General features: G+C 44.4%; 18 protein-coding genes and 1 pseudogene. 16 read left to right on the top strand and 3 right to left on the bottom strand.

Going from position 1 to position 21,800, the window contains the following annotated elements; all coding sequences use genetic code 11:
• Nucleotides 1-2 precede the first annotated feature (2 nt).
• From AC1DOV_RS07240 to AC1DOV_RS07220, 5 genes are all read left to right on the top strand, one after another.
• Nucleotides 3-1,601, top strand: a complete 1,599-nt coding sequence (locus AC1DOV_RS07240; RefSeq protein ID WP_477549608.1) for a response regulator transcription factor — start codon at nt 3-5, stop codon at nt 1,599-1,601.
• A 96-nt stretch (nt 1,602-1,697) separates the two neighbouring features.
• Complete coding sequence (locus AC1DOV_RS07235) at nt 1,698-3,230, top strand: ABC transporter substrate-binding protein (protein WP_477549569.1); 1,533 nt, start codon at nt 1,698-1,700, stop codon at nt 3,228-3,230.
• Nucleotides 3,227-5,926 carry a glycosylhydrolase-like jelly roll fold domain-containing protein gene (locus AC1DOV_RS07230; protein ID WP_477549568.1) on the top strand — a complete coding sequence of 900 codons (2,700 nt, stop codon included), beginning with the start codon at nt 3,227-3,229 and terminating at the stop codon, nt 5,924-5,926. The genes AC1DOV_RS07235 and AC1DOV_RS07230 overlap by 4 nt, the downstream gene beginning before the upstream one ends.
• Before the next feature lies 1 nt (nt 5,927).
• Nucleotides 5,928-6,860 (top strand): ABC transporter permease, encoded by a 933-nt coding sequence (locus tag AC1DOV_RS07225; RefSeq protein WP_339203157.1) that lies wholly within the window; start codon nt 5,928-5,930, stop codon nt 6,858-6,860.
• Between the two features lie 24 nt (nt 6,861-6,884).
• A complete protein-coding gene (locus AC1DOV_RS07220) occupies nt 6,885-7,766 on the top strand; it encodes a carbohydrate ABC transporter permease (protein ID WP_477549567.1) in 882 nt (293 codons plus the stop codon).
• 726 nt (nt 7,767-8,492) lie between these two features.
• Here AC1DOV_RS07220 and AC1DOV_RS07215 read toward each other — a convergent pair.
• Together AC1DOV_RS07215 and AC1DOV_RS07210 are read right to left on the bottom strand one after the other, a co-directional pair.
• A complete protein-coding gene (locus AC1DOV_RS07215) occupies nt 8,493-9,491 on the bottom strand; it encodes a phosphotransferase (protein WP_477549566.1) in 999 nt (332 codons plus the stop codon).
• Nucleotides 9,488-10,618, bottom strand: a complete 1,131-nt coding sequence (locus tag AC1DOV_RS07210; RefSeq protein WP_477509797.1) for a glycosyltransferase family 4 protein — start codon at nt 10,616-10,618, stop codon at nt 9,488-9,490. The genes AC1DOV_RS07215 and AC1DOV_RS07210 overlap by 4 nt, the downstream gene beginning before the upstream one ends.
• 1,155 nt (nt 10,619-11,773) lie before the next feature.
• On the opposite strand from AC1DOV_RS07210, the gene AC1DOV_RS07205 reads away from it, so the two are divergent.
• The 4 genes from AC1DOV_RS07205 to AC1DOV_RS07190 all read left to right on the top strand — a co-directional run bounded on the left by AC1DOV_RS07205 (nt 11,774) and on the right by AC1DOV_RS07190 (nt 14,694).
• Nucleotides 11,774-12,721 (top strand): glycoside hydrolase family 43 protein, encoded by a 948-nt coding sequence (locus tag AC1DOV_RS07205; RefSeq protein ID WP_477509796.1) that lies wholly within the window; start codon nt 11,774-11,776, stop codon nt 12,719-12,721.
• Nucleotides 12,722-12,757: 36 nt separating this feature from the next.
• Complete coding sequence (locus tag AC1DOV_RS07200) at nt 12,758-13,588, top strand: metallophosphoesterase family protein (protein WP_477549565.1); 831 nt, start codon at nt 12,758-12,760, stop codon at nt 13,586-13,588.
• Between the two features lie 116 nt (nt 13,589-13,704).
• On the top strand, nt 13,705-13,890 hold the full coding sequence (locus tag AC1DOV_RS07195; RefSeq protein ID WP_477509794.1) for a hypothetical protein: 186 nt from the start codon (nt 13,705-13,707) through the stop codon (nt 13,888-13,890).
• A gap of 78 nt (nt 13,891-13,968) precedes the next feature.
• A complete protein-coding gene (locus AC1DOV_RS07190) occupies nt 13,969-14,694 on the top strand; it encodes a glycerophosphodiester phosphodiesterase (protein WP_477509793.1) in 726 nt (241 codons plus the stop codon).
• 159 nt (nt 14,695-14,853) lie between these two features.
• Here the strand turns inward: AC1DOV_RS07190 and AC1DOV_RS07185 are convergent, their stop codons facing one another.
• The gene (locus tag AC1DOV_RS07185) at nt 14,854-15,438 is read right to left on the bottom strand and encodes a hypothetical protein (RefSeq protein ID WP_477509835.1); all 585 of its coding nucleotides are present in this window, start codon (nt 15,436-15,438) and stop codon (nt 14,854-14,856) included.
• A gap of 300 nt (nt 15,439-15,738) precedes the next feature.
• Here AC1DOV_RS07185 and AC1DOV_RS07180 point away from each other — a divergent pair, with 300 nt between their 5' ends.
• From AC1DOV_RS07180 to AC1DOV_RS07150, 7 genes and pseudogenes are all read left to right on the top strand, one after another.
• Nucleotides 15,739-16,308, top strand: coding sequence for a MarR family winged helix-turn-helix transcriptional regulator (locus AC1DOV_RS07180; protein ID WP_477509834.1), 570 nt, complete (start codon nt 15,739-15,741; stop codon nt 16,306-16,308).
• A gap of 105 nt (nt 16,309-16,413) precedes the next feature.
• The gene (locus AC1DOV_RS07175) at nt 16,414-16,923 is read left to right on the top strand and encodes a hypothetical protein (RefSeq protein WP_477549564.1); all 510 of its coding nucleotides are present in this window, start codon (nt 16,414-16,416) and stop codon (nt 16,921-16,923) included.
• Nucleotides 16,920-17,786 (top strand): SDR family oxidoreductase, encoded by an 867-nt coding sequence (locus tag AC1DOV_RS07170; protein ID WP_477549563.1) that lies wholly within the window; start codon nt 16,920-16,922, stop codon nt 17,784-17,786. The genes AC1DOV_RS07175 and AC1DOV_RS07170 overlap by 4 nt, the downstream gene beginning before the upstream one ends.
• Nucleotides 17,787-18,403: 617 nt before the next feature.
• Nucleotides 18,404-18,616: pseudogene (locus tag AC1DOV_RS07165) on the top strand (thioredoxin reductase); the annotation flags it as partial.
• A gap of 177 nt (nt 18,617-18,793) precedes the next feature.
• Nucleotides 18,794-19,687 (top strand): nicotianamine synthase family protein, encoded by an 894-nt coding sequence (locus AC1DOV_RS07160; RefSeq protein WP_477509790.1) that lies wholly within the window; start codon nt 18,794-18,796, stop codon nt 19,685-19,687.
• 372 nt (nt 19,688-20,059) lie between these two features.
• Nucleotides 20,060-20,599, top strand: coding sequence for a GNAT family N-acetyltransferase (locus AC1DOV_RS07155; protein WP_441883974.1), 540 nt, complete (start codon nt 20,060-20,062; stop codon nt 20,597-20,599).
• Between the two features lie 276 nt (nt 20,600-20,875).
• Entirely contained in the window at nt 20,876-21,763 is an 888-nt protein-coding gene (locus tag AC1DOV_RS07150; protein WP_477509789.1) for a LysR family transcriptional regulator, read from the top strand.
• Nucleotides 21,764-21,800 lie beyond the last annotated feature (37 nt).

The raw sequence follows: 21,800 nt of genomic DNA, 5'->3' as shown, positions 1-21,800 counted from the left end.
ACGTGCTGATCGTAGATGATGAGATTCATTTTGTGAAAGCGGTTAAAAAAATGGTGGACTGGTTGCAGCTTGGTATTTCCAACGTTTATGTTGCTTACAATCCGACTGCGGCGGAGCGGATTTTTGAGGTACAGGAGATTCATATTCTGCTATGCGATATTGAAATGCCGCAGCGGAGCGGACTAGAGCTGCTGAAGTGGATGCGGGAGAAGGGAATTCGCACCGTTCCTGTGCTGATGACCTGCCATGCGGATTTCAATTACGCCCAAGAAGCTGTACGTCTGGGCTGCTCCAATTATTTGTTGAAGCCGCTGACCAAGGAAGAGCTGGAAGCCGCACTGTGCAAGGCGGCAGACGCTGTGAAGCGCGAGCAAGAACTGGCGGATGCGCAGCGGGTTAAGAACTGGTGGTCTCGGCAGCAGGATATAAATCGTGAGCGCTTCTGGCTGGATGTTCTGAATGAAACCATTCCGGCAGTGAGTGAGATTTTTGTAAAGGAAGCGGCGGCAAGGCAAGTATCTCTCCCTGCGGACTCCTTGGTTCTGCCAGTGTTAATGATCATACGTGGTTGGCAGCAGGACTTCCTGGTCAGAGATCGGAAGCTGCTGGAATATGGGCTCAAGAACGCAGGCAAAGAGATGCTGGGAAGGCTTACGTTAGGCAGTGTCGTTGTACCTGCCGGGAATGACGCTTGGTTGCTTATTATGCCTGTGGAACAGGAACAACTAGAGAACGGACTTGCCATCATGTGTAGCCGCTTGGTTGAGTTTTGTCGTGTACATTTATACTGTGAATTATATTGCTATGGGGGGCGGCCAGTAGAAGGACATGAACTCCCTGCTCTGCTGGCTCAATTACACAATTTAGACAGAGATAATGTGACCGGAATCCATTATGTTGCTCTGAATGAGGCAAAGCGTCTTGCAGCAGCGCCTCCAGCTCTGCCAGATATGAGTGGCTGGGCAGCGATGATGAGGCAAGGCGTGAAGGAGAGGCTGCTGGAAGAAGCGAGAGCTTGCATCCATGCACTGCGGGATCATACGGGAATAGATGGCGATTATTTGCGTGCGCTGAAGGAGAATTTTTTGCAAATGGCCCATGTAGTCCTGCAGCAGCAAGGGGTTCAGGCACATCTCATGTTCTGTGATGAGGAGAGCCTGCGTCTGGCGGAAGCAGCATCCCGCTCGCTTACCGATCTGGAGCGCTGGCTTGCCCATGTCATTATGAAGGCTGTGAATACCACACATCCGTCCTCGATTAGCGATGTGATTGAACGGGCGACACGCTATATTGTATCCAATCTGGATCAGAATCTGTCCAGAGAAACGACAGCGAACCACGTATACTTGCACCCGGACTATTTGACCCGCTTATTTAAAAAAGAGCTGTGCTGTACGATACCAGAGTATATTTTGCAGGAGAGAATCAAGCTGGCTAGGCAGCTGCTTATTCATTCTGAGCTTCCTGTAAGCGCCGTTGCGATGGCTACGGGCTATTCGAACTTTTCTCATTTTGCAAAGTTGTTCAAGGCTCAGTCAGGCTTAAGCCCAATCGAGTTTCGCCAGCACGGACGAGGTGCCCCCCTTGCAAAGTCGAAATGACGTCAGTCAAAGGTCGAACCTGAAGCAGAGGATGCGGTCCTCTTCCCGCTATAATGGCAAGAGAAAGCCAAATGATCAAGCCAGGGGGAAAACAAAATGCGCAAGAAGACATGGTTATTCGCAAGTCTAGTGAGTCTATCGCTGCTCATATCCGCATGTGGTTCGAACGGAAATTCAGGCGGATTGGCGAAAGATCCGGTTAACAGCCCCGGAACAACAGGCGAGGAAGCATCACAAAAGATCGATGAATTGAATGTCGCATTTCTCAGTGTTACCGGCACGCCACCGGATATGAAGGCAGTAGAGGATGAGATTAACAAGATTACAAAGGAAAAAATCAATGTAGCGGTTAATCTGATGCCAATCAATTACGGCGCTTATGCCCAGCAGGTTAACTTAATGCTGACGAGCAATGAGAAGCTGGATCTGATTGTCGTCGGATCACCGTTTGGATTTAGCTCGCAAGTGTCCAGAGGACAGCTGTTGCCGCTCGATGAGCTGCTGGAGAAGAATGGGGAAAATATTCGCAAGGCGCTTGACCCGGACTACTTGAACGCCAGTAAGGTAGATGGAAAGGTTTACGGCGTCACACCTGTGAGAGACTTGGCAACAGCCAACGGATTTACAATGCGCAAGGATCTTGCAGATAAGCATGGAATCGACGCGAGTGCGATTAAAACACTGGATGATGTAGAAGCAGCGCTCAAAATCATTAAAGATAATGAACCAAACATTACGCCACTAATTCCTAGCGGAGCAGGCTTCTCCTTTCTGACCAGCTACAGCTGGCATGATGGTCTTAGCAACGGGATGGGCGTGCTACCAGGCTACGATAATGGTCTGAAGCTTGTTAATAGCATCGAGTCTCCGGAATATGCTGCGCTCCTGAAACGGATGAGGAACTGGTATGAAGCGGGTTATACGTTGAAAGATTCAGCAACCAACAAGTCGAGCCAAATCGAATTAATGAAGGCTGATAGAGCTTTTGGTTATCTCTCTAAGCTGAAACCGGGATTTGATGCGCAGGAGTCCAGATCCATTGGCAAGGAAATGATTAGTGCAACCTTGTCTAATCCTGTATCCATGACAGATCATGTGCTGAACATTATGTGGGGGATTCCGCGTCAAGCTAAGAATCCGGTGGCATCCATGAAGTTTCTGGATCTGATGTATGGGGATGCTGAGCTTGTTAATCTGCTGGATTGGGGTATTGAAGGCAAGCATTATGTCAAAGTGTCCGATAATGTCATCAAATATCCAGAAGGCGTCACGATGCTGACGAACGGCTACAATTTAAATATGAGCTGGCTGTTTGGCAACCAATTCCTCTCTTATGTATTTGAGGGAGAAGACCCGGATATTTGGCAGAAGATGAAGGATTTTAATGAGCAGGCGATTAAATCCAAGGCGATGGGCTTTACGATGAATCCGGAGTCCGTCAAAACAGAAATAGCGGCGGTATCCAACGTCATCGCGCAATATTATCTCGTTCTGGAAACAGGCTCTGTGGACCCAGATAAGGTTTTGCCGCAATTTATTGAGAAGCTGAAGGCTGCAGGAATCGATAAGGTTATTGCGGATAAGCAGCGCCAGCTGGATGAATGGGCGAAAGCCGAGGGTGTGCAATGAGTCGTAAACTTCATGAATTGCTAAGTGGTGAGGAACGGAATTATATTCTTCCGTTCTTCTGGCAGCGCGGAGAAGAAGAGGCGGTCATTCGTGAGGAGCTGTCTCGTATACGGGAAGCGGGCATCCATGCCGTATGTGTGGAATCCCGTCCCCACCCTGATATGCTTGGTCCACAGTGGTGGAAGGATATGGATACCATTATGGATGAAGCCCGGAAGCATGGCATGCAAATTTGGGTCTTCGACGATGATCACTTTCCGACAGGACACGCAGCAGGTAAGGTGAAGGACGCGCCGCTGGAACACCAGCGGCAGTTCCTCTCAGAGCGTCGAATTGATGCACGCGGACCCGATCCTGAAGCTTCATTCCTGCTGCGCCCCTGGTCGGTGCTAGATGGAGCAAGACCTGTCGGTGCTGCTGCAGCTAGGCGTGATCCAGTTACGGGCGAGCTGGATGGGGAGTTTATTGTAATAGATCTCGAAGCTTCTGTGCAAGATGGGGTTCTTTATTGGCCTGTGCCGGAAGGCTACTGGACGATCTGCTTGTTCGTCGTCACCCGGGAAGGCGGGGATGATCGCCGCAAAGATTATTTGAACCCGATCGTGCCGGAATCGACGCAGATTCTGATCGATACAATTTACGAAGCTTATTACGCACGATACAAGGATGATTTTGGCGTCGCATTCGCAGGTTTCTTCTCGGATGAGCCTGGTTTCTATAATAGCAAAGCATCGTACGATTATGCTTCGGGACTTGGTGATGCCAAGATGGCTCTGCCGTGGCGTTCCGATTTGCTGGAGCTGCTGGAGGCAGAATACGGTCAGAACCTGCGGCAGCATCTGCCTCTGCTCTGGCATGAGGGAGGACCTCAGACGTTTGCTGTGCGCTACGCCTACATGAACGTAGTGAGCAAGCTGTACGCAGAGCACTTCAGCAGGCGGATTGGAGACTGGTGCCGAGAACGCGGCGTAGCCTATATCGGCCATCTAATGGAGGACAATAATGTACACGCCAGACTGGGCTGCGGAGCAGGGCATTTCTTCCGTGCGCTGGAGGGGCAGGACATGTCTGGTCTGGATGTCGTGTTATGGCAAATTGTACCCGGGTTTGATGAAATGTCTTTCTCATGGATGGGCGGGAAGACAGACAGCGTCTTTTTCCATTACGGGATGACCAAGCTAGCTGCTTCACTGGGACATATCGACCCTAGGAAGCAAGGAAGAACCTTTTGCGAAATCTTCGGTGCTTACGGCTGGGCGGAAGGGCTGAAGCTGATGAAGTGGCTGACCGACCACATGCTGGTTAGAGGCGTCAATCATTTTGTGCCGCATGCTTTTTCTCAGAAAGAGTTTCCTGACTGGGATTGCCCGCCGCACTTCTATGCCAGAGGGTATAATCCGCAGTTCAGGTATTACCGACTGCTTAATGACTATACGAACCGGGTATGCCACTTGTTGAATGACGGTGAGCATATTGCGAGTGCTGCTGTGCTTTATCACGCTGAGGCTGAATGGTCCGGGGAATACATGCTGTTCCAGGAGCCGGTGAAGCAGTTGATGCAGAGCCAAATCGACTGCGATGTGCTACCGATCGATATCCTGGTTTCTTCGGAAGTTATCGATGGGGAGCTAGCGGTGCACAAAGAACGTTATCGCTGCCTAATCGTACCTTATGCCGAGGCGCTCCCAATAGAGTGGCTGGATAAGCTTACTGAGCTCGCATCAGCTGGTTTGTCTATTATCTTCATTGATGCATTGCCAGTAAGAGCGAGCCAATCTGTACCATGCGAGGAATTGCTGAAGAAGCTGGCGGCTTACCCTCAGGTTACTATAACCCCATTGAAGCTTCTGGCAGAGACGCTTATCGACCGAGGGATGAATGAGCTGGTGCTCAGGGACAAACAGCCTTATCTACGAGCCTACCAATACCGTCATGATCAATTGGAAGTTCTCATGTTGTTCAATGAGAATCCAGATCAGCCGATTGAGACTAGCATTACGCTCCCAGGCTCTGGTGTATGGCTTCGTTATGACGCATTCACTAACAAGGTGGATCACGTAGGGGCAGGAGAAAACTATCAGCTTGATTTGCGACTGAGCACTTATGAATCACTAATTTTGCTTCGTGTACCGGATGGAGAAGAGGGGAATCTACCGGCACCAATAGGCCAGTGGCAGCGTGCTCCACTTGGGACAGATTTGAGCCTGTATGCCAGTGCGGATCGTGCTTTATCCAGACGTATGATAGAGCCTTTCCAGTGGAGCATTTCCCTGGCTACAGCAAAAGAATATCCAACGTTCACACCTTGGGGGACCATGAAGGAGCTTCGTAATATGAGCTCACGCGACCTGTTGCCGAGATTTTCTGGCACGATGAAGTATGAGTGTGTCGTAACTGGTGAATTAACTGGTGAAATCATTGACCCGATATGGCTGGATCTGGGGAAGGTTTATGAGACTGCACAGGTGTGGGTTAATGGTCAGGATGTGGGTGTGAAGCTGTGTGCGCCTTATGTATGGAATATCGCTCGCTATTGGAAGCAAGGAGAGAATGAAGTGACTATTGAGGTGACCAATACACTAGCGAAGAATCAGCAGGACTGGTTCTCCAAGTTCGTCCAGCAGGAGCCCTCTGGCTTGCTGGGTCCAGTTAGCATTATTGGTTCATCTGCGATCAGCCAGGGAAGCGGGGAGTAATATGGAACAAACCTATCGGCCCCGCCGGAAGAGCAGTGTGCGAAAGTACTACGTACTGCTGCTCATGATGATACCGGGGCTTGTCTACTTGCTCATCAACAATTATTTGCCGATGTTCGGGCTAATTATCGCCTTCAAGGATTACAATTTTGCGAAGGGGCTACTTGGTAGTGACTGGGTTGGTCTGAAAAATTTTGAGTATTTATTCAAAACGCAGGATGCGTATATCATTACACGCAATACGATATTGTACAATTTTTGTTTCATCATCTTAAATACTGCTTTTGCACTGGGAATTGCAATCGCACTGAATGAAATTCGCAGCCGCTTTATGTCGCGGTTTTACCAGAGTGTATTACTGTTGCCCCATTTGATATCGATGGTTATCGTAAGTTATTTGGCCTATTCCCTGCTCAGCATGGAGACTGGATTTATTAACAAAACCATTCTTTCCAGTCTGGGGATAGAGGGTATTTCATGGTATAGCGAATCGCAATATTGGCCATTCATTCTGACGATTATCAGCTTATGGAAAGGCGCCGGGTTCTTATGCGTCATCTATCTGGCTGCGATCATCGGGATTGATCCGGAATATTATGAGGCAGCAAAACTAGACGGGGCTTCCAAATGGCAGCAAATTCGCTATATTACTCTCCCATTATTGTATCCGATTATCATCATGATGACCTTGCTTGCCATCGGCAAAATTTTCTATTCTGATTTCGGTCTATTTTATCAAGTTCCACTCGGCTCTGGGGCACTGAATGATACGACACAGGTTATCGATACCTATGTATACAGGGCGCTTATGAATTTAGGTGATATTGGAATGTCTTCGGCAGCGGGGCTATATCAGTCCGTAGTCGGCTTTATACTGGTACTGTTATCGAATTACGCGGTGCGCAAATTCAACAAGGACAGCGCATTGTTCTAAGGCGTGGGACTGGAGTGTAGAAGCATGAAAACGATCAACAAGGGAATATGGCTTCATCTTCCGATGATGGCCCTGGCGGTGGCCTGCGTGCTGCCGTTCCTGCTGCTTGTAATCTCATCGATCTCCGATGAGAGCTCAATTCTGCGACAGGGATATACCTTCTTTCCGGATCAATTGGGATTGGGCGCTTATAACTATCTATGGAATCACTCGGAGCAGCTCGCCCGTGCTTATGGGATCACGGTGTTTATTACGGTATTCGGCACGGCAGCAAGTCTGCTGATGACCTCGATGCTTGCTTACCCGATGTCCAGACAGGGAGTTCCTTTACGTAACGGAATTGCATTTTTTGTGTTTTTCACGCTGCTATTCAACGGCGGACTTACACCAACCTACTTAGTTTATGTCCAATACTTCGATATTAAAAACACCATTATGGCCTTGATCGTACCAGGCTTGCTCATGAATGGCTTTAATGTGCTCCTAATGCGAACATTCTTCATGACGACGATCCCCCCGGCACTTATCGAGGCGGCGCAAATCGACGGATCAGGAGAATTCAAAATATTCTGGAAAATAATTGTGCCGCTATCGATGCCGATCGTAGCTACAGTAGGTTTGATTCAGACGATCATTTATTGGAACGATTGGTTTAATGGGATGATTTACGTGACCGATTCGCGGCTGTTCAGCGTACAGAACATATTGAATCGAATGCTAACCGACATCCAGTTTCTGACGGAGAGCAAGTTCAGTGCTCAGCTAGGTGAGGCTGGAGCTAACTTGCCGAGTACGACGGTGAAGATGGCGATTGCTGTGATCGGTGTTCTGCCGATTATGGTGATGTATCCCTTTTTCCAAAAGTATCTTATCAAGGGGATTACGATTGGTGCAGTGAAGGGGTAAGGGTGTGTAGGGGTAAGGTGGATGAATAAATGGAACAAGTGAAAATAAAGGAATGGCTTCCTCTCATGACAGTGGAGGAGAAGGCGAGTATGTGCTGAGGTAAAGAGCAAAAATATAAAAGTAACAGCTGCCGTTAGACATAGAACGAAACTATATAAAATGATAGAGTATTTGATATTTTTATTCCAACGTCTTTTTTTTCATTTTTTTGTTATCGCTAGTTATAACCTTCATGAATAAGAGGGAAGAAGCTTAAGTTAATGAACTTATCCATAAACATATATTAGAGTTAGAAAATCATAATGAATTTGAAAAAAATAGCGAATAGACCTTATTGGTTTACTCGCTATTTTCGTTTATAAGCTATCTCATTGTTTATTTTTATAATTAAAGTGCTAAAATTCAAAAATGGTAAAATCAATCGTTTTTGATTCTCCAGCAGGCCAGTGTAATTTTAATGCCAGGGATGCCTTGCTGTTATTGAGGGCGAGACTGAAGTGGAAGAAACCTATTAGTAATGTGGTTGTTTTAAAGGCCAACTTGATGATGACGAAGTATCTAAGTGAATCCGGTTTTTCTGCAGTTGAATCACTGAGTGGGAAACAAGCAATCACGTTTGTTGAGTCTACTCTATTAATATTACTGCCTGCGAAGGAAGAACAGCATCTTTTAGAAAGTCGAGCCCGGTGAAAATGAAATATTCAAACCAGTGATTTTACCGCAAATTTATTGGCTATGCTTCGCAGCATAATTGTCGAGCTTTTGCAGGAACGAGCCGATTTTCCTTTCTGATGCTAGCGCCCATTGCAACCAGCTTGTAGTTAAAGGAAACTTCTCAAAAGAAGATAGCACCAAGTACGTAGTGTACGGAAACCGTAACCAGACTTTAATAAGTTCATAATCGGTTTTACTTAGTTTCGCTACCTTGCGGTAACCTGTCAGAATAGCCTTAGCAATCGCGAAATTCCAATTGTAATCTTTGCACGAATTATAGATGACTCGAAACAGGTCGTAGGCGCGCAAATCGACGTGCAGCGTTTCGAAGTCGATAAGATATGTTCCTTTTTCATTTAGAATAAAATTGCTGGGCCCTCCATCGCCGTGTGATAGTACTCCGTTTTGGCGCGGACTACGGCAATAAGCTCGATATCCGCTGTTTCGCAGCAGCGCTCCCGCTTGGCTCGAATAATGCAAAATTTCCGAGCGGTGCTGTTGTACAAAGCGGTTAATCGGAGGACTGAAACCATTTCTATTCGCCTTGGTAATCTTTTTTTGTAGATTCCGTTGCCGATAACGAAGAGTAGAGTGCCATGATCCGATCCTGCTATGAGCGATTTTACCTTTAAGTCCGGTACGTCCAGCCAAATGAAATTGTGCTAAGGCGACGCCGCATGCTCGCATATCGCTTAAAGAACGGGGAGAAGGCTCTCTCCCTGAGATCCATGGTGTAAGTACGTAAGGCTCTCCTTTTTGCGAGATTACATAAAGCCTTCGTCCTTCTGGCATTTGTGGATTGCGCCATGCAAGAAGTGGTCCGCTATTTTGGACACGTCGCAGTACTCGGTCGGTCCACTGTAAACGCGCAAGCTGCTTTGGCATTCGTTTCAAGCTGAATATTTTCCCGCTAGGTGTTACAACCCGATAAACTCCTTTCCGAATTTTCTTTATTCTGCTTGCCTTTATTCCAAATCGTTCTGCGATTCTAGAAATCGGTTGCTCACTCAAGGAGAATTCACCTTCCTCAGTTTCATATATAGTGATTTGTAGCGGCGAGCGATTGAAGGCCATCTATAACGAGCGGCAGTCGAATGGGCGTTGGTCAGACGCTGCTTTTTCTTCTCCGGATTTTTCCACAGCGCTGCAATTGCATCGGCGATAGTGGAGCTATCAACGGAATGAATAACTTGGGCATTCCGTGTGTTCACAAATTCCTTTAGCCCGCCAGATAATGTTGATACAAGTGGTACGCCGTTTGCCATCGCTTCGAGCGCGACAAGGCAGAACGACTCTTTTTTGCTCGGAACAACAACGGCCCCATAAGTAGCGTACATCCGCTGTACCGCATCGTTCGGTTTCTTTTTAATCCAATGAATGCGTTCAGCAATGCCATATCGCTTTGCGAGGGCTTGTAGACTATTTTGATAAGCCACTGAGCCGCTTCCGACGATTGTTAAACTAACATTCTTGTGATTGTGGTATAACAAAGCAACAGCTTTGATTAAGGGGTTAATGCCTTTCGAAGGAAGAAGTCTTCCGACATAGAGCAATTTGGTAGGAGAACCTTTAGTTTGCTTCGACTTGGCTTTCACACCGTTAGGAATGACGGTTATACTGCCTTGTTTACGTGGATTCAGCCGTTTGATTTCATTTGCTTGCCACCTGCTCGGAACGACGATCCGTTTCGCGGTGAGAAACAGTTTGGCTTGGTTTTTTCCTGATGATGAAGTGATTCCTTTTGAAGCCATTGAATGGCATGTATAAATGATAGGAATACGGTACAAGCTTCTTGCTGCCAAAGCAACTGCGGCGAAATCCGTACTATGAACATGAATGAGGTCTGGTTTGCCGAAGCCCATGGCTACTGCAGCCCGCAGAACGGTACTAGCTTTGAACGCTCGAGTGTAATGACTAAAGTAACGTAAGTTTTTGGGAATCCTAACGATTCGCAGTCTGCCGTTAGGGTTCGAAAACGAAAGTTGCTTAGAGTCACTGGAGCATAACACCATAACTTCTACATCGAGCTTGCTCAGCATTTTAGTCAAATTGGTTGCGACAATACCGAGTCCCCCAACAATATTTGGATGAAATTCATTTGTCATGACCCATACTTTAAGTTTCCTTCTACTTTTCATTTGAGTACTCCTTTCACATTAATTTTTATAAAACGAGCCCAAAGAATGGACTTAGTTATTAATGATATTATATGAGTTAACGAATGTAGATTACGCAATTAATAGACTTTGTTGTTGTTGAGGAAGCAGATTGTTTCTTCACGTTTTTCGTCGCGTTCTCTCATCTTGTCTCTCATTGCGACTGTGGACGTTGCAACCACAAGCGATGATGTCCTATAAATGAAAAGCACAAAAATCGTACCTAGGTTATTGCGTGTTTTTTAATTCGCCTCCCTGTGTATTGATTTCCATGTAGAGTATGTACTGATAGAACTTAGTGATTGGATGTTTGTTCTGGTATGATACTAGCCTTTTATAAAAGGCTAGGACAATGTGTGTGAACGTACAGTTTTGCATTGCTTGAGAACTCAAACGTTTGTACCGGAAGTTTATGTTGCTAAACAATCACATCCCGATTTTTAAACGCTATGTAGATTATGTGCGGATGATGCTTTGGGATTGGACGTTTTCTCTGCGGTGATGAGTGACCAGATTGAATATTGAAGCTCTAGATATGAATTTTAGAACACAAAAGACCCAAACTACGAGACTTCTGGATAGATATTTCTTCTCTTCTATCATTGCGGCCGAGGATACCTCAACTACAAGCAATAATCACTAATAGAATGAAAAACACCAGAATCGTATAGTGAGAAGTATATTAATATAAATCTAATGAGGGTATTCCAAATTAAAGAATATTTCATAAAGCATTATTAAGCGAAATGCTAATTTAAACAATCTTATCAGCTGTCTTTTTTGCATTTTCGGAATATATGGCGGTTAATGAGGTATTCACTGAAAATGCGAAATCTGCGATGATTTCTTCAATTAGACAACAGCTCATACTCTTTATTATAACTTATATATTATGTACTAAATTTAATATATAACTTTTGAAATATCCTAAGTATAATGAACACAAATATCTAGGCATGGTATTAAAAAATAGGAAAAGAAGGCATTACTCCATGCTTGCCTTCAAAAAAGTGTGAAGTTGGGAAATAAAAGCAACGGCGGGTCTATGGATCGACAGGCCAAGACTACTACTATAAGTATAGATCTTCACCTGTTGAGTAAACGAACTTCAAATAATTTAGAAGAGTGGGGAATCGTATGAGCAAAACTTTTGTGAATCCATTACTAGTGCATGGCGCGGATCCTTGGATGTATAAACACGTAGATGGAACCTATTATTTTATGGTTACAAGAAGGAATCGTCTAGACCTATGGAGATCAGACAATATTACGAATATCGCCAACGGTGACAAAAAAACAATCTGGATCCCGGAAGAGACCGGAATTAACAGTAATAATCTTTGGGCTCCAGAAATTCATTATATTAACAAAAAATGGTATGTATATTATACGGCGAATGATGGGGGCGGGGACAGTACTCGTAAAATATTTGTCCTTGAGAATGAGGAAGATGACCCTTTTGAAGGAACCTGGACGGATAAAGGATTTATTAATACAGAATATGCAGGCTTGGACGGTACGGTATTTGAACATATGGGCAGTCTTTTTTTCCTATATGCGGGATATGGCCATTTTCCGGAGTATGGGTCTGCGATTTATATGGCAAAAATGATCAATCCTTGGACATTAGAAGGAGAAAACGTCCTGCTAAGTGCACCAACGGACCCTTGGGAAATGCAAGGTGGTATGGCGATTAATGAGGGCCCTGTAATTTTGAAAAATAACGGGAAGATTTTTCTTGTGTTCTCGGCTAGCACTTGTTGGTCTGATGACTATTCACTAGGTTTGCTGACGTGCTCTGAACAGGATAATTTGATGAATCCAAAATCTTGGATAAAAACCGAAAGTCCAGTATTCCAAAAGAGCTTGGAAAACGAAGTGTTCGGGCCAGGACATAATAGTTTTGTTAAGTCACCTGATGGCAAGGAAGATTGGATAATCTACCACGCTATTTCAGTATCAGGCGCAGGAAGTGCGCATAGAAGTACTAGAGCACAAAAATTCGGATGGGATGAACAAGGTAATCCCGATTTCGGAATTCCGGTCCCAATCGATCAGCCAATTGATGTGCCTTCTGGCGAATAATGAAATCGACTCAAATTTAGATAGGGGAGAGATAAAATGATGCGTTTGGCGCTATTTGGAGATTTGCATTTTTTTGATAACAAATTTGTGCAAGGAAATGAAGAACTGTTAAGGGCTAAAGAATATTTCTATGAAAAATATTTGCAAAAGCTATTCGAAATCGAGGCAGATTTACACATCTCCCTTGGCGACTTGACTCACATGGGAACGGAGGAAGAATTCGAAAACGTATATCAGTATATTCGTAGCTCCGGTGTATCGTTTCGACAAGTACTAGGGAATCACGATGCATATGAATTACCTAAAACAAAACTTCAATATTTGATTGATCAACCATTAAACGATGTATATGAAACAAGTGATGCCCTGTTCGTGTTTGTTGATTCGACTAGAGAAATGGACCCGCAAGATTATAGCGGTCATCTTAATCCGGAACAATTGGAATGGTTGGAGGCACAAATGCTCGTTTCTCCATCTAAGCCAATCTTGGTTTTTGCCCATCATCCCCTATATAACACGACAACTGGGTCACTGGATGAGAAGATGCATATTGATCCTACGATTGATATGCGAGCCGTATTACAAAAAAGACAAGGAAACTGTTTTTACTTCAACGGCCACAATCACGTACACTCCATTGTAAAGGAAGGGCAATGGAATTTTATTCAAACTGCTGCAGGGTTGTGTCATCCTTCCATACGCATCGTGGAAATCGATAAGTCTGAAGTTCGCACCCGAATTGTAGCCATCGAGGATGAAGAATTAGTAAGAGCTGCACAGGTTTTATATGAAAAATTACCTCTGTATCATCGGCCATTAAATGCATATGGGCAAAATGCGGATCGGGATCAAATCATGAAGTTTTAGTGGCACAAACTAAAAAGATCGCTCTGGAGTGGAGGCAAGGCAATGAATGATGCTCTGGCAGGCGCCGTGTCAGATATCGTACGTCATTTCGAACTATACTACGAACTTCGGCGGCCATGATACTGTTCGTGGGTGGAGCGGGTATCGGGTTAGGAGCCGGCTTCTATGGTTTCGTGCTTTTTGCTGTACTGACAAGCATGATGTTTGCAAGATTCGCCAACTATGTAGAGCGGCAGAGGTTTCAGAAAGTCTCTCGTATCGAACAACCGGCGGATTCGAATCTGACAGTTAAGAAATACTAGAATTTGCTTGCAGATTCTGCTGTTTACTTTATCAGCCGAATGCCTATTCATAAATTCATAATAGTGGAGGATAAGGCTATGAAAATCAGAGGTGTAGCGCATAGGGGTTATCCGGTGAGATTACCGGAAAATACATTATCTTCGTTTCAGGCTGCCATTGACTTGTCCTTTACCCACTTGGAGCTAGACGTCCATTTGTCTAAGGACGGTGTGCCCGTGCTGATGCACGATTTTGCCATTGACCGTATGACGGACGGGCAAGGTTTGATCCGCGATTATACGTTGGAGGAATTGAAAAGGTTCCGTGTGAAGGAAATAGAAACGATCCCGACGCTGGAGGAAGCGATGAAATTGCTCAAGGGCAACATTTCTGTGCTTATCGAATTAAAGCAAACCGGAGACCGGTATCCGGGACTGGAAGAATCGGTGCTGGATGTTGTTCGCCGTACGAATACATTGGACCAATCGCGGATTATCAGCTTCGACCATTTTTCCATAGCACGTACTAGAGAACTTGATCCTAATATTGAATTGGGAATGATTTGCGGTGGCAGTATGCCTTACGTTTTCCCGTTTATGAAGGAGATCCGCTGTACGTATCTTGGGGTGCAAAAACAATTTATGACGCTGAAATATGCGGAAATGATTGCGGAGCACGGCATTGAATCCGGCCCTTGGCCGATTGATACGATTGAGGATATGGAGTTAATCGCAAAAAAATATCCGACATCTCTGGTTACAACTGACAATCTGGAGCTTTGGGCGGATTTTTACCGCAAAAATCCCGAATTACATATCTCTTAATAAGTCATTTAGAAGTACATGAATAACATTTTAACTGTGTAAAGGATAACCTTTTTGATGAAGGTTGTCTTTTTTTTAGGCTTAATCACTTGCACACGCTCACACTTGGTTCACCTTCATTCTTAAAAATCCACAGCCATTAAGGCTGTGGATTTATAATTAATGTTGATTATTGAACAAGGGTTCCGTTCTTAGTAAATAGTTACCTCTTACCTCTGCAGTCCAATTTGCAAAGACCTCTCTCCATTGAACACTGTTAAAGAAATCGTCAACGGATTGGTTGTCGGAATCCCAATCAATAAATATGTTGAGAGGTGTGATTCCACCAGCCCAAACGCCATTATTGACGTCCGTTCCTTTCTCTCTAACTAATAATATTGGAATTCCGAATTGAAAAGCCATGGCAGGCTCGATTTGAGAGAAAGTCGATCCTTCCCAGAACGGAGTGCTCGATGGCGGCTGCCCCACATTGGATTGAAGAATTTCAACAAAAAATTTGCGGAAGTTGATCGTGAGCAACCCGTAGCTTGAAAAAACCAAGCGTCGTATATTCGTGAGGATGCTCTCTGGATATTGTTCGCTTACAGGCAATGTGCGGGGAAAGAGCAATGCATCTTCAATTTCCGCAATAAGACGATTCAGAAATTGTCCTTGCAGGTCATTTACTGAGTTTGTTGTACTCAAAAATATAGGAATTCGAAAAGCGCGATCTACGCATGCATCGATAGCCAATATTGTGCCCATTTGATTATCGGAGGGCTTAGAATTTGAGGAGGAGGTCCTTAAATTACCGCGGACGGGAGGAAGCTCTCTTACAATGCTTACGGGTGAAAGTTTTTTCATGGAAAATTGCTGTGCTTTATCCTTAGTTGTTTTTGTATTGCTCAATTCTCACATCTCCAATGCCAAAGAATCATGATATTCAGCGCTAGTCTATGCGCATTCGCCCATTTGTGTTACTAGACACTCACGAGGGGGAGAGGAGCTGGGATGACAGCGAAAAAAAATATTGACTCAAAAATGATTAGGTGCCATACTACATTTATGGCGAACGATAAAAATGTAATGATGGATAGTCAAGCTGTTCCTTCACTTGTCCAAACGAAACGTCAGATTGAGCGCTACGGGTTGAACGTCGATGCGCAAGCCGTACTTGTCGCGTCTAGGCTGATGGCCGCTGGAGCCAAGCTTGAACATGCCGCGGAAATTCATTTTTCCAGATTCGGTTTGTCCACAGGCCGGTATCGTTTATTAGCGGATCTTGAAGATCACCAGGGCGAAGAGCTGCCCTCGCAATTAGCGGAGCATCTAGGCGTAACGCGTGCTACCGTTACGGGGCTTATCGACAATCTTGAACGGGACGGTTACGTATCCCGCCGGACCAGTTCGGCGGATGGCCGTCAGAAGTCAGTCATCTTAACTGAGAATGGAGCGAGCAAGCTTCGCGACATGGCTTCAGAGCACTTCGAGAGACTGGAAGCGATGGTCCGCTTGCTTACGGTCGAGGAGCGCAGAGTATTTCTCGATTTGTTAGGCCGGGTGACGCAAGGCATGTCAGCATTGACCGACGAGCCGAGCGCATCCAAGGAAAATGGTAGCATAAAGAAAGGGTAAAACGGGCTAGTCATGCTAGCCCTTATTTACCGCCATATAGTTAGGCGCCTAATTATATGGCGATATAAACATTTGTAGCAAATTTTGGAAGAAAGGGGTGACAACATGAGCAATGTGAAGCATTCGCACAATACAGATCCTGCTTATAGCCTTGCAACGGAAGGTTCCGAATTGAAAGGTTTTGTGCTATGGCGCGAAGTACTGATGGCCTATGTTTCGCCCGCCGTCATGGCAGGCATCGGGGGACTGATCACAGGCGACAAGAGCCTTCAGATCGCTGCGTTAACCACAATTGGGGGAACGTCCGCACTGATTGCATGGCTATTGGGGCTTTGGCTGCGCAAACGGGGGAGAAGCATACGATGGGTTGTTGGACCGCCTCGTTTGCTAGTCGTTGTCATGTTCGCGATAATCTGCGCTTCGCTCGGCTTTTACGCCGCATGGGTGACGAACAAAGTGCCGGATACAGTTCGTTTGAGCGACTATTCGATTTGGTTTGATCGGATATGGATCGATTTTCCATTATCCGGCACGATTGCAAGCACGATCATAACATGGCGTTGGCGCAAGGCGTTGGAAAAAAATGACACGTTAAACGGAGGAGATAGAAGATGATAGCGATTATTGGAGCAACAGGCACGATAGGGAGCGAACTTTTGAAACGTTTGGCCGATCTTGAGGTGCCCGCTCGGGCGCTCAGCAGGGAACCGGAGATGCTGCGCAACCGGCTCGGAGATGCAGGTAAATCCACGATCGAGGTGGCAGGGGCAGATGCCGCCGATCCCGAATCGCTTCGCCGCGCGTTTGCCGGAGTGAAGCAGCTCTTCATGACCATATCCAACAGCCCGAGACAGGTCGAGATGGAAATGACGATCATTCGCCTCGCCGCCGAAGCCGGCATCGAGCATATCGTCAAAATATCCAGTCCAGCCTTCGAGGAGCTCTCGCCCGTGGCAGTCGCCGGCTGGCATCGCGATATCGAGTCGTTTTTGGACGAGGCCGGTATGACTCGCACGGTATTGCGTCCCTATGCATTCATGCAAAACTTGCTGCGCCATGTTCCGACGATTACAGCTCAAGGTGCTTTCTTCGGCGTCATGGGCGATGCGCCTTGCAATTTCATCGATTGCCGGGATATAGCGGACGTTGCAGCAGAAGTTTTGACCAACCAGGAGGCAGCCGGTCGTATTTATACGCTTACCGGATCGGAGATCTACAGCTATCCGCAGATCGCGGATAAGCTATCCGCTTTGCTAGGCAAGACGATTCGCTACATAAACGTGGAGCCTCAAGTGATGCTTCGCAATCTGACTGAGCAAGGGCGCATGCCCCATTGGCTCGCAAACCACGTTGTAGAAATTCAGACGATGTCTACGTTGGTGCCGGAAAGGCCAACGGACGATGTCACGCGTTTGCTCGGCAGACAGCCCCGAACGCTGGACGGGTATCTGCAAGAGAATGTGGATATATTTCGGTAGGCTTCTGTAAATAGAGCGTTCTCCAAACCAAACCGTCTGAACCGTCTGAACCGGCTGTCACAGCCTTCAGGCGGTTTTTGTGATTAAAGTTATTCCAGCGAAAGGTTCTGCTTGAAATAGGAAAACCTCTTACGCCACTCTATTGATGTAATCGATTCTGATAATATTATAAGGGCATCATTTATTGTCGAAGAAATATATGAGAGAATTATAAATACAACATTCTCGAAGTTTACATTAAAAACGACTTGATGCTAGGGAGCAGGTAGAGAGCAATGATAAATTTAAATAAATTAGCAGAGATCTTTGCTGCTGGTACCTATGAAATAGAAGATGTCTATCGTTTAGTCATCCAGCCGAAAAATATATTGCGTGAAATATTCGCTTTTTTATAAAATAGATAAGTTAGATGATGTAAATTGGACTCATGAATGCGACTCTCATTTCAGGCTTGAACCGGGAGCAAATCCAAGTACAAATCATGCTTCATCAGAATGTTCATGCATCTGGAGGGATTGAAAAACTTCGTGTCAAGGAATTATTCTTAAGCATCTTACATCAAGTTCTAATTAGTTGCAGGAATCGAGAGAATGACTTCTTTAACAAATATACCGGATTCCGTACCAGGCATCTATGCAGCAGGAGATATTTTACACCATGATGGAAAGCTGCATCTCATTGCGGGGGCGTTCCAGGACGCTGCGAACGCAGTTAATAAAGCAAAGCAATACGTGACTCCGGATGCAAATGCGAATGGAATGGTATCCTCGCACAATGACTTGTTTAGGAAAAAAAACCGTGAACTGATGAAAAGCTTATATACGAAATAAAAGTCATTTTGCGGAGTGCATTTGGTTCTTAGTAAGTATTTGAGTGAGTAGGGGACGCGAACCTTCGCGTCCCCTTACTTTGTTCCATCCATGTTCCTATATTCGTATACAACCTTAATCATATGAATATATTCTGTAGTAAGAAATTGGATCGAGAATGAAGGAGGAAATGGGTAAATGGAGGTTTATTCATCTGGTTCTATTTTACTTACAAGCAACACAACAAGAATACAAATGGTTGACGGCTTTATCGCTTTTATCCGTGAAGTAAATGAACTTCTTCAAAAAGAAGTTGATCTGTCTCCTGCTAATCAATTAGTTACGAACATGATTAGGCGCCTTTCACTTCAATTACGTTCCCACTACTTACCGGAGGAGGTACAGGCCGTTCTTAGCAACGAATATATTCGAATGAACCAACGAAATTTGCAGGATAAGTTGTCAGAAGCCGAATTTTTAGTAGAGTTAGGCGATTCTCTTCACATTAGCAAATCAGAGGATTCCGTCTTGGATAACATTCGAAGGCTGTCTTACTGGAACATTTATATGGCCTTAGTTAGTGAGGAGCTGTCCACTCTTCGCCGGATTACTCGAGCGGATGGTCAGAAAGAGAAGTCGCGGATTGTCTTTGTTGGAAGTGGGCCGATGCCACTAAGTCCTATTATTTTGCATCTTATCGGGGATGTTGAGGTTCTCTGCCTAGAAATTGATCCTGTGGCCTATGATTCATCATGCTTTTTGCTCGAGCGTATGGGATTAGGGAATAAAGTGACTGTTGTATTGGAGAATGGATCAGATTTTGATTATAGCTCATATAGTAGAGTATTCGTGGCTAGTCTCGTTAGAGATAAGCTTGGGGTGCTGAATCAAATTAAACGTACATCCCCAGATTCTCTAGTAGCTGTTCGAACAGCTGAGGGAATGAAGCGAATCATGTATGAAGCGGTTGATGAATCGCAGTTAAAAAAGCAAGGTTGGCGGATTCTGACGCGAACTTGGCCTGAAGAAACGCTAGTCATTAATTCGACCTTGTTTCTTGAAAGTATGACTGCTCCTGCCATACCTGGTTGACATCGTATCGTGTACATAACGTCAAAGCAATCGACATTATTGGCGAAGATCTAGAGGATCTGATTTGCATGAGGAGTTTGGGATAAGTCGAGCAGTTTATACATTTTCACTTTTTTTAGTGCGAGCCACCCTTCCAGGTGGCTATTTTTATTGCTCATTTAGTGAACTATCTGCTAAAGGACACGCTTTAAATGGGGATGGTGGACAAGCTGATAAGATCAGCTCACATCATTCTCTGCCGCAGTTAAAGCGTAAGTAATTTCTACGATGAATTTACACAAAGACCATATAGAATTAATTAAAGCATCGAAGTTCTTTTATATACTTTAATGGTTAGAAATAGCGAAATAAAAGGACTAGGTGGTAGATTTAATGTTAAAAAAACGTGATTTGCAGGAATGCCATTCACTGTATGACTTAATGATGGATCCTGCGGTTTTTCCTTACGTTCGTTATAATTGCCAATTATATGAACAATACTTATTCATAACCAAACAGTTGATCGTTGAAGAAGAACAGGAGACATGTATATCTAGAACAATAATAAATGAGAATGGACATCCCATTGGTACCATTGATCTATATGATATTGTTAATAAAACCGGCTTTTTAGCCACATGGATTGGAACTCCTTATTTTGGAAAAGGTTATAACCAACGAGCGAAGGAATCCTTTTTTACTGAACTATTCCTTGAGCATAATATCGAAACGGTATTTTTGAAAGTCCGTAAACAAAATATTCGATCGAGGAAGGCGATAGAAAAATTACCGTATGCCAAATTAGCAAATGATATAAACCATCAAATATATAAATCGATAAATAATGCGCAACAGATCTATGATTTGTATAAAGTGGAGCGGTTAGACTTTTTAGATTGCAATAAAATCATGCAACATGATATTGCTACGTAACAAACTATGCAAAAAACTGTCTTCAAGAAAGTTTTGGACCGTTTTTTGTATGACGAAAAGCTTCACTAAAAGCAACAAAAAGAACCTTCTAAGCGATTGCTGGAAGGTTTTTCTTCTGTGTATTTGTTTTATTTGACTAAACCGGCTCTGTACTTACTTTTATTGATATTAACAATATTTTATAGAACTGCATTCCCATGTGTTTTAAATGCATGTTCCCACTGGCAAGGTGTGATAATATAGTGTTATTTATGTTAGTACAAAGGTGGATTCAGCATGGTTGATTTTGAATGGTATAGAAGCTTTTGCACGATTTACAAGCATCAATCCGTTTCCGAAGCAGCAAAAACCCGCATGATGACGCAGCCGGCCATGAGTCAGCATTTAGCTGCCTTGGAAGCGGAGGTCGGAGAAACTTTATTTATTCGATCGACTAGAAAAATCACCCCGACAGAGCGGGGAAAGGAGTTGTATTCCCAGCTCGCTCCGCTCATTGAATCGTTAGAGAATACGACGATGAACTTTAAATCAACTTCTTTGCCTACGTTGAGCGTAATCAAGATTGGAGCGGCGCATGAGTTTTTTAGTGAAAAAATACTGCCGCAGCTTCCTAAATATAATGTTTGTACCATTTCACATTTTGGAACTGCTGAGCAATTGCTGGAGCTGCTGAAGGAAGACAAGCTAGACATCCTCATTATGTCCAAAAGGTTTCAAACGCCCGGTATCGAGTATTTGAAATTGATGGATGAGGAGTTTGTTATCGTTGCTCCAAGCGATTATGAAATTGTTGCATTCGATAATCTGAAGCTTGAAGAGCAATGGCTCTCAGAACAGAAATGGATCAGCTATGGCTTGGAACTGCCAATCATAAGAAGAATTTGGAGAGAGCATTTTAAGATGCGTCCTCAAATTAGACCTATTCATGTCATTCCTAATTTACATATGATCCTGAATGCTGTTGAGCTTGGAATGGGCTTGAGTGTCATCCCTACATATCTCTTGCAAGATTCGTTAAAAGCAGGGAAAACAAAAGTTATTTTTAAACATTTAAAAGTAAAAAACGAGCTATATCTCGCTTATCAGTTAAAGAATAAGCATTTGTCTCTAATCAATGAAATCATGTCAGTCATTAAGGAAAATACGAAGGATCATTCTGTTTAATTTATAAAAATAATTATAAATGAACAGTTATTTCGTA

The sequence above is a fragment of the Paenibacillus sp. 01T47 genome, assembly GCF_056398245.1.
The sequence above is the reverse complement of the archived record's forward strand: the minus strand, read 5'-3'. Positions and strand labels throughout refer to the sequence as shown.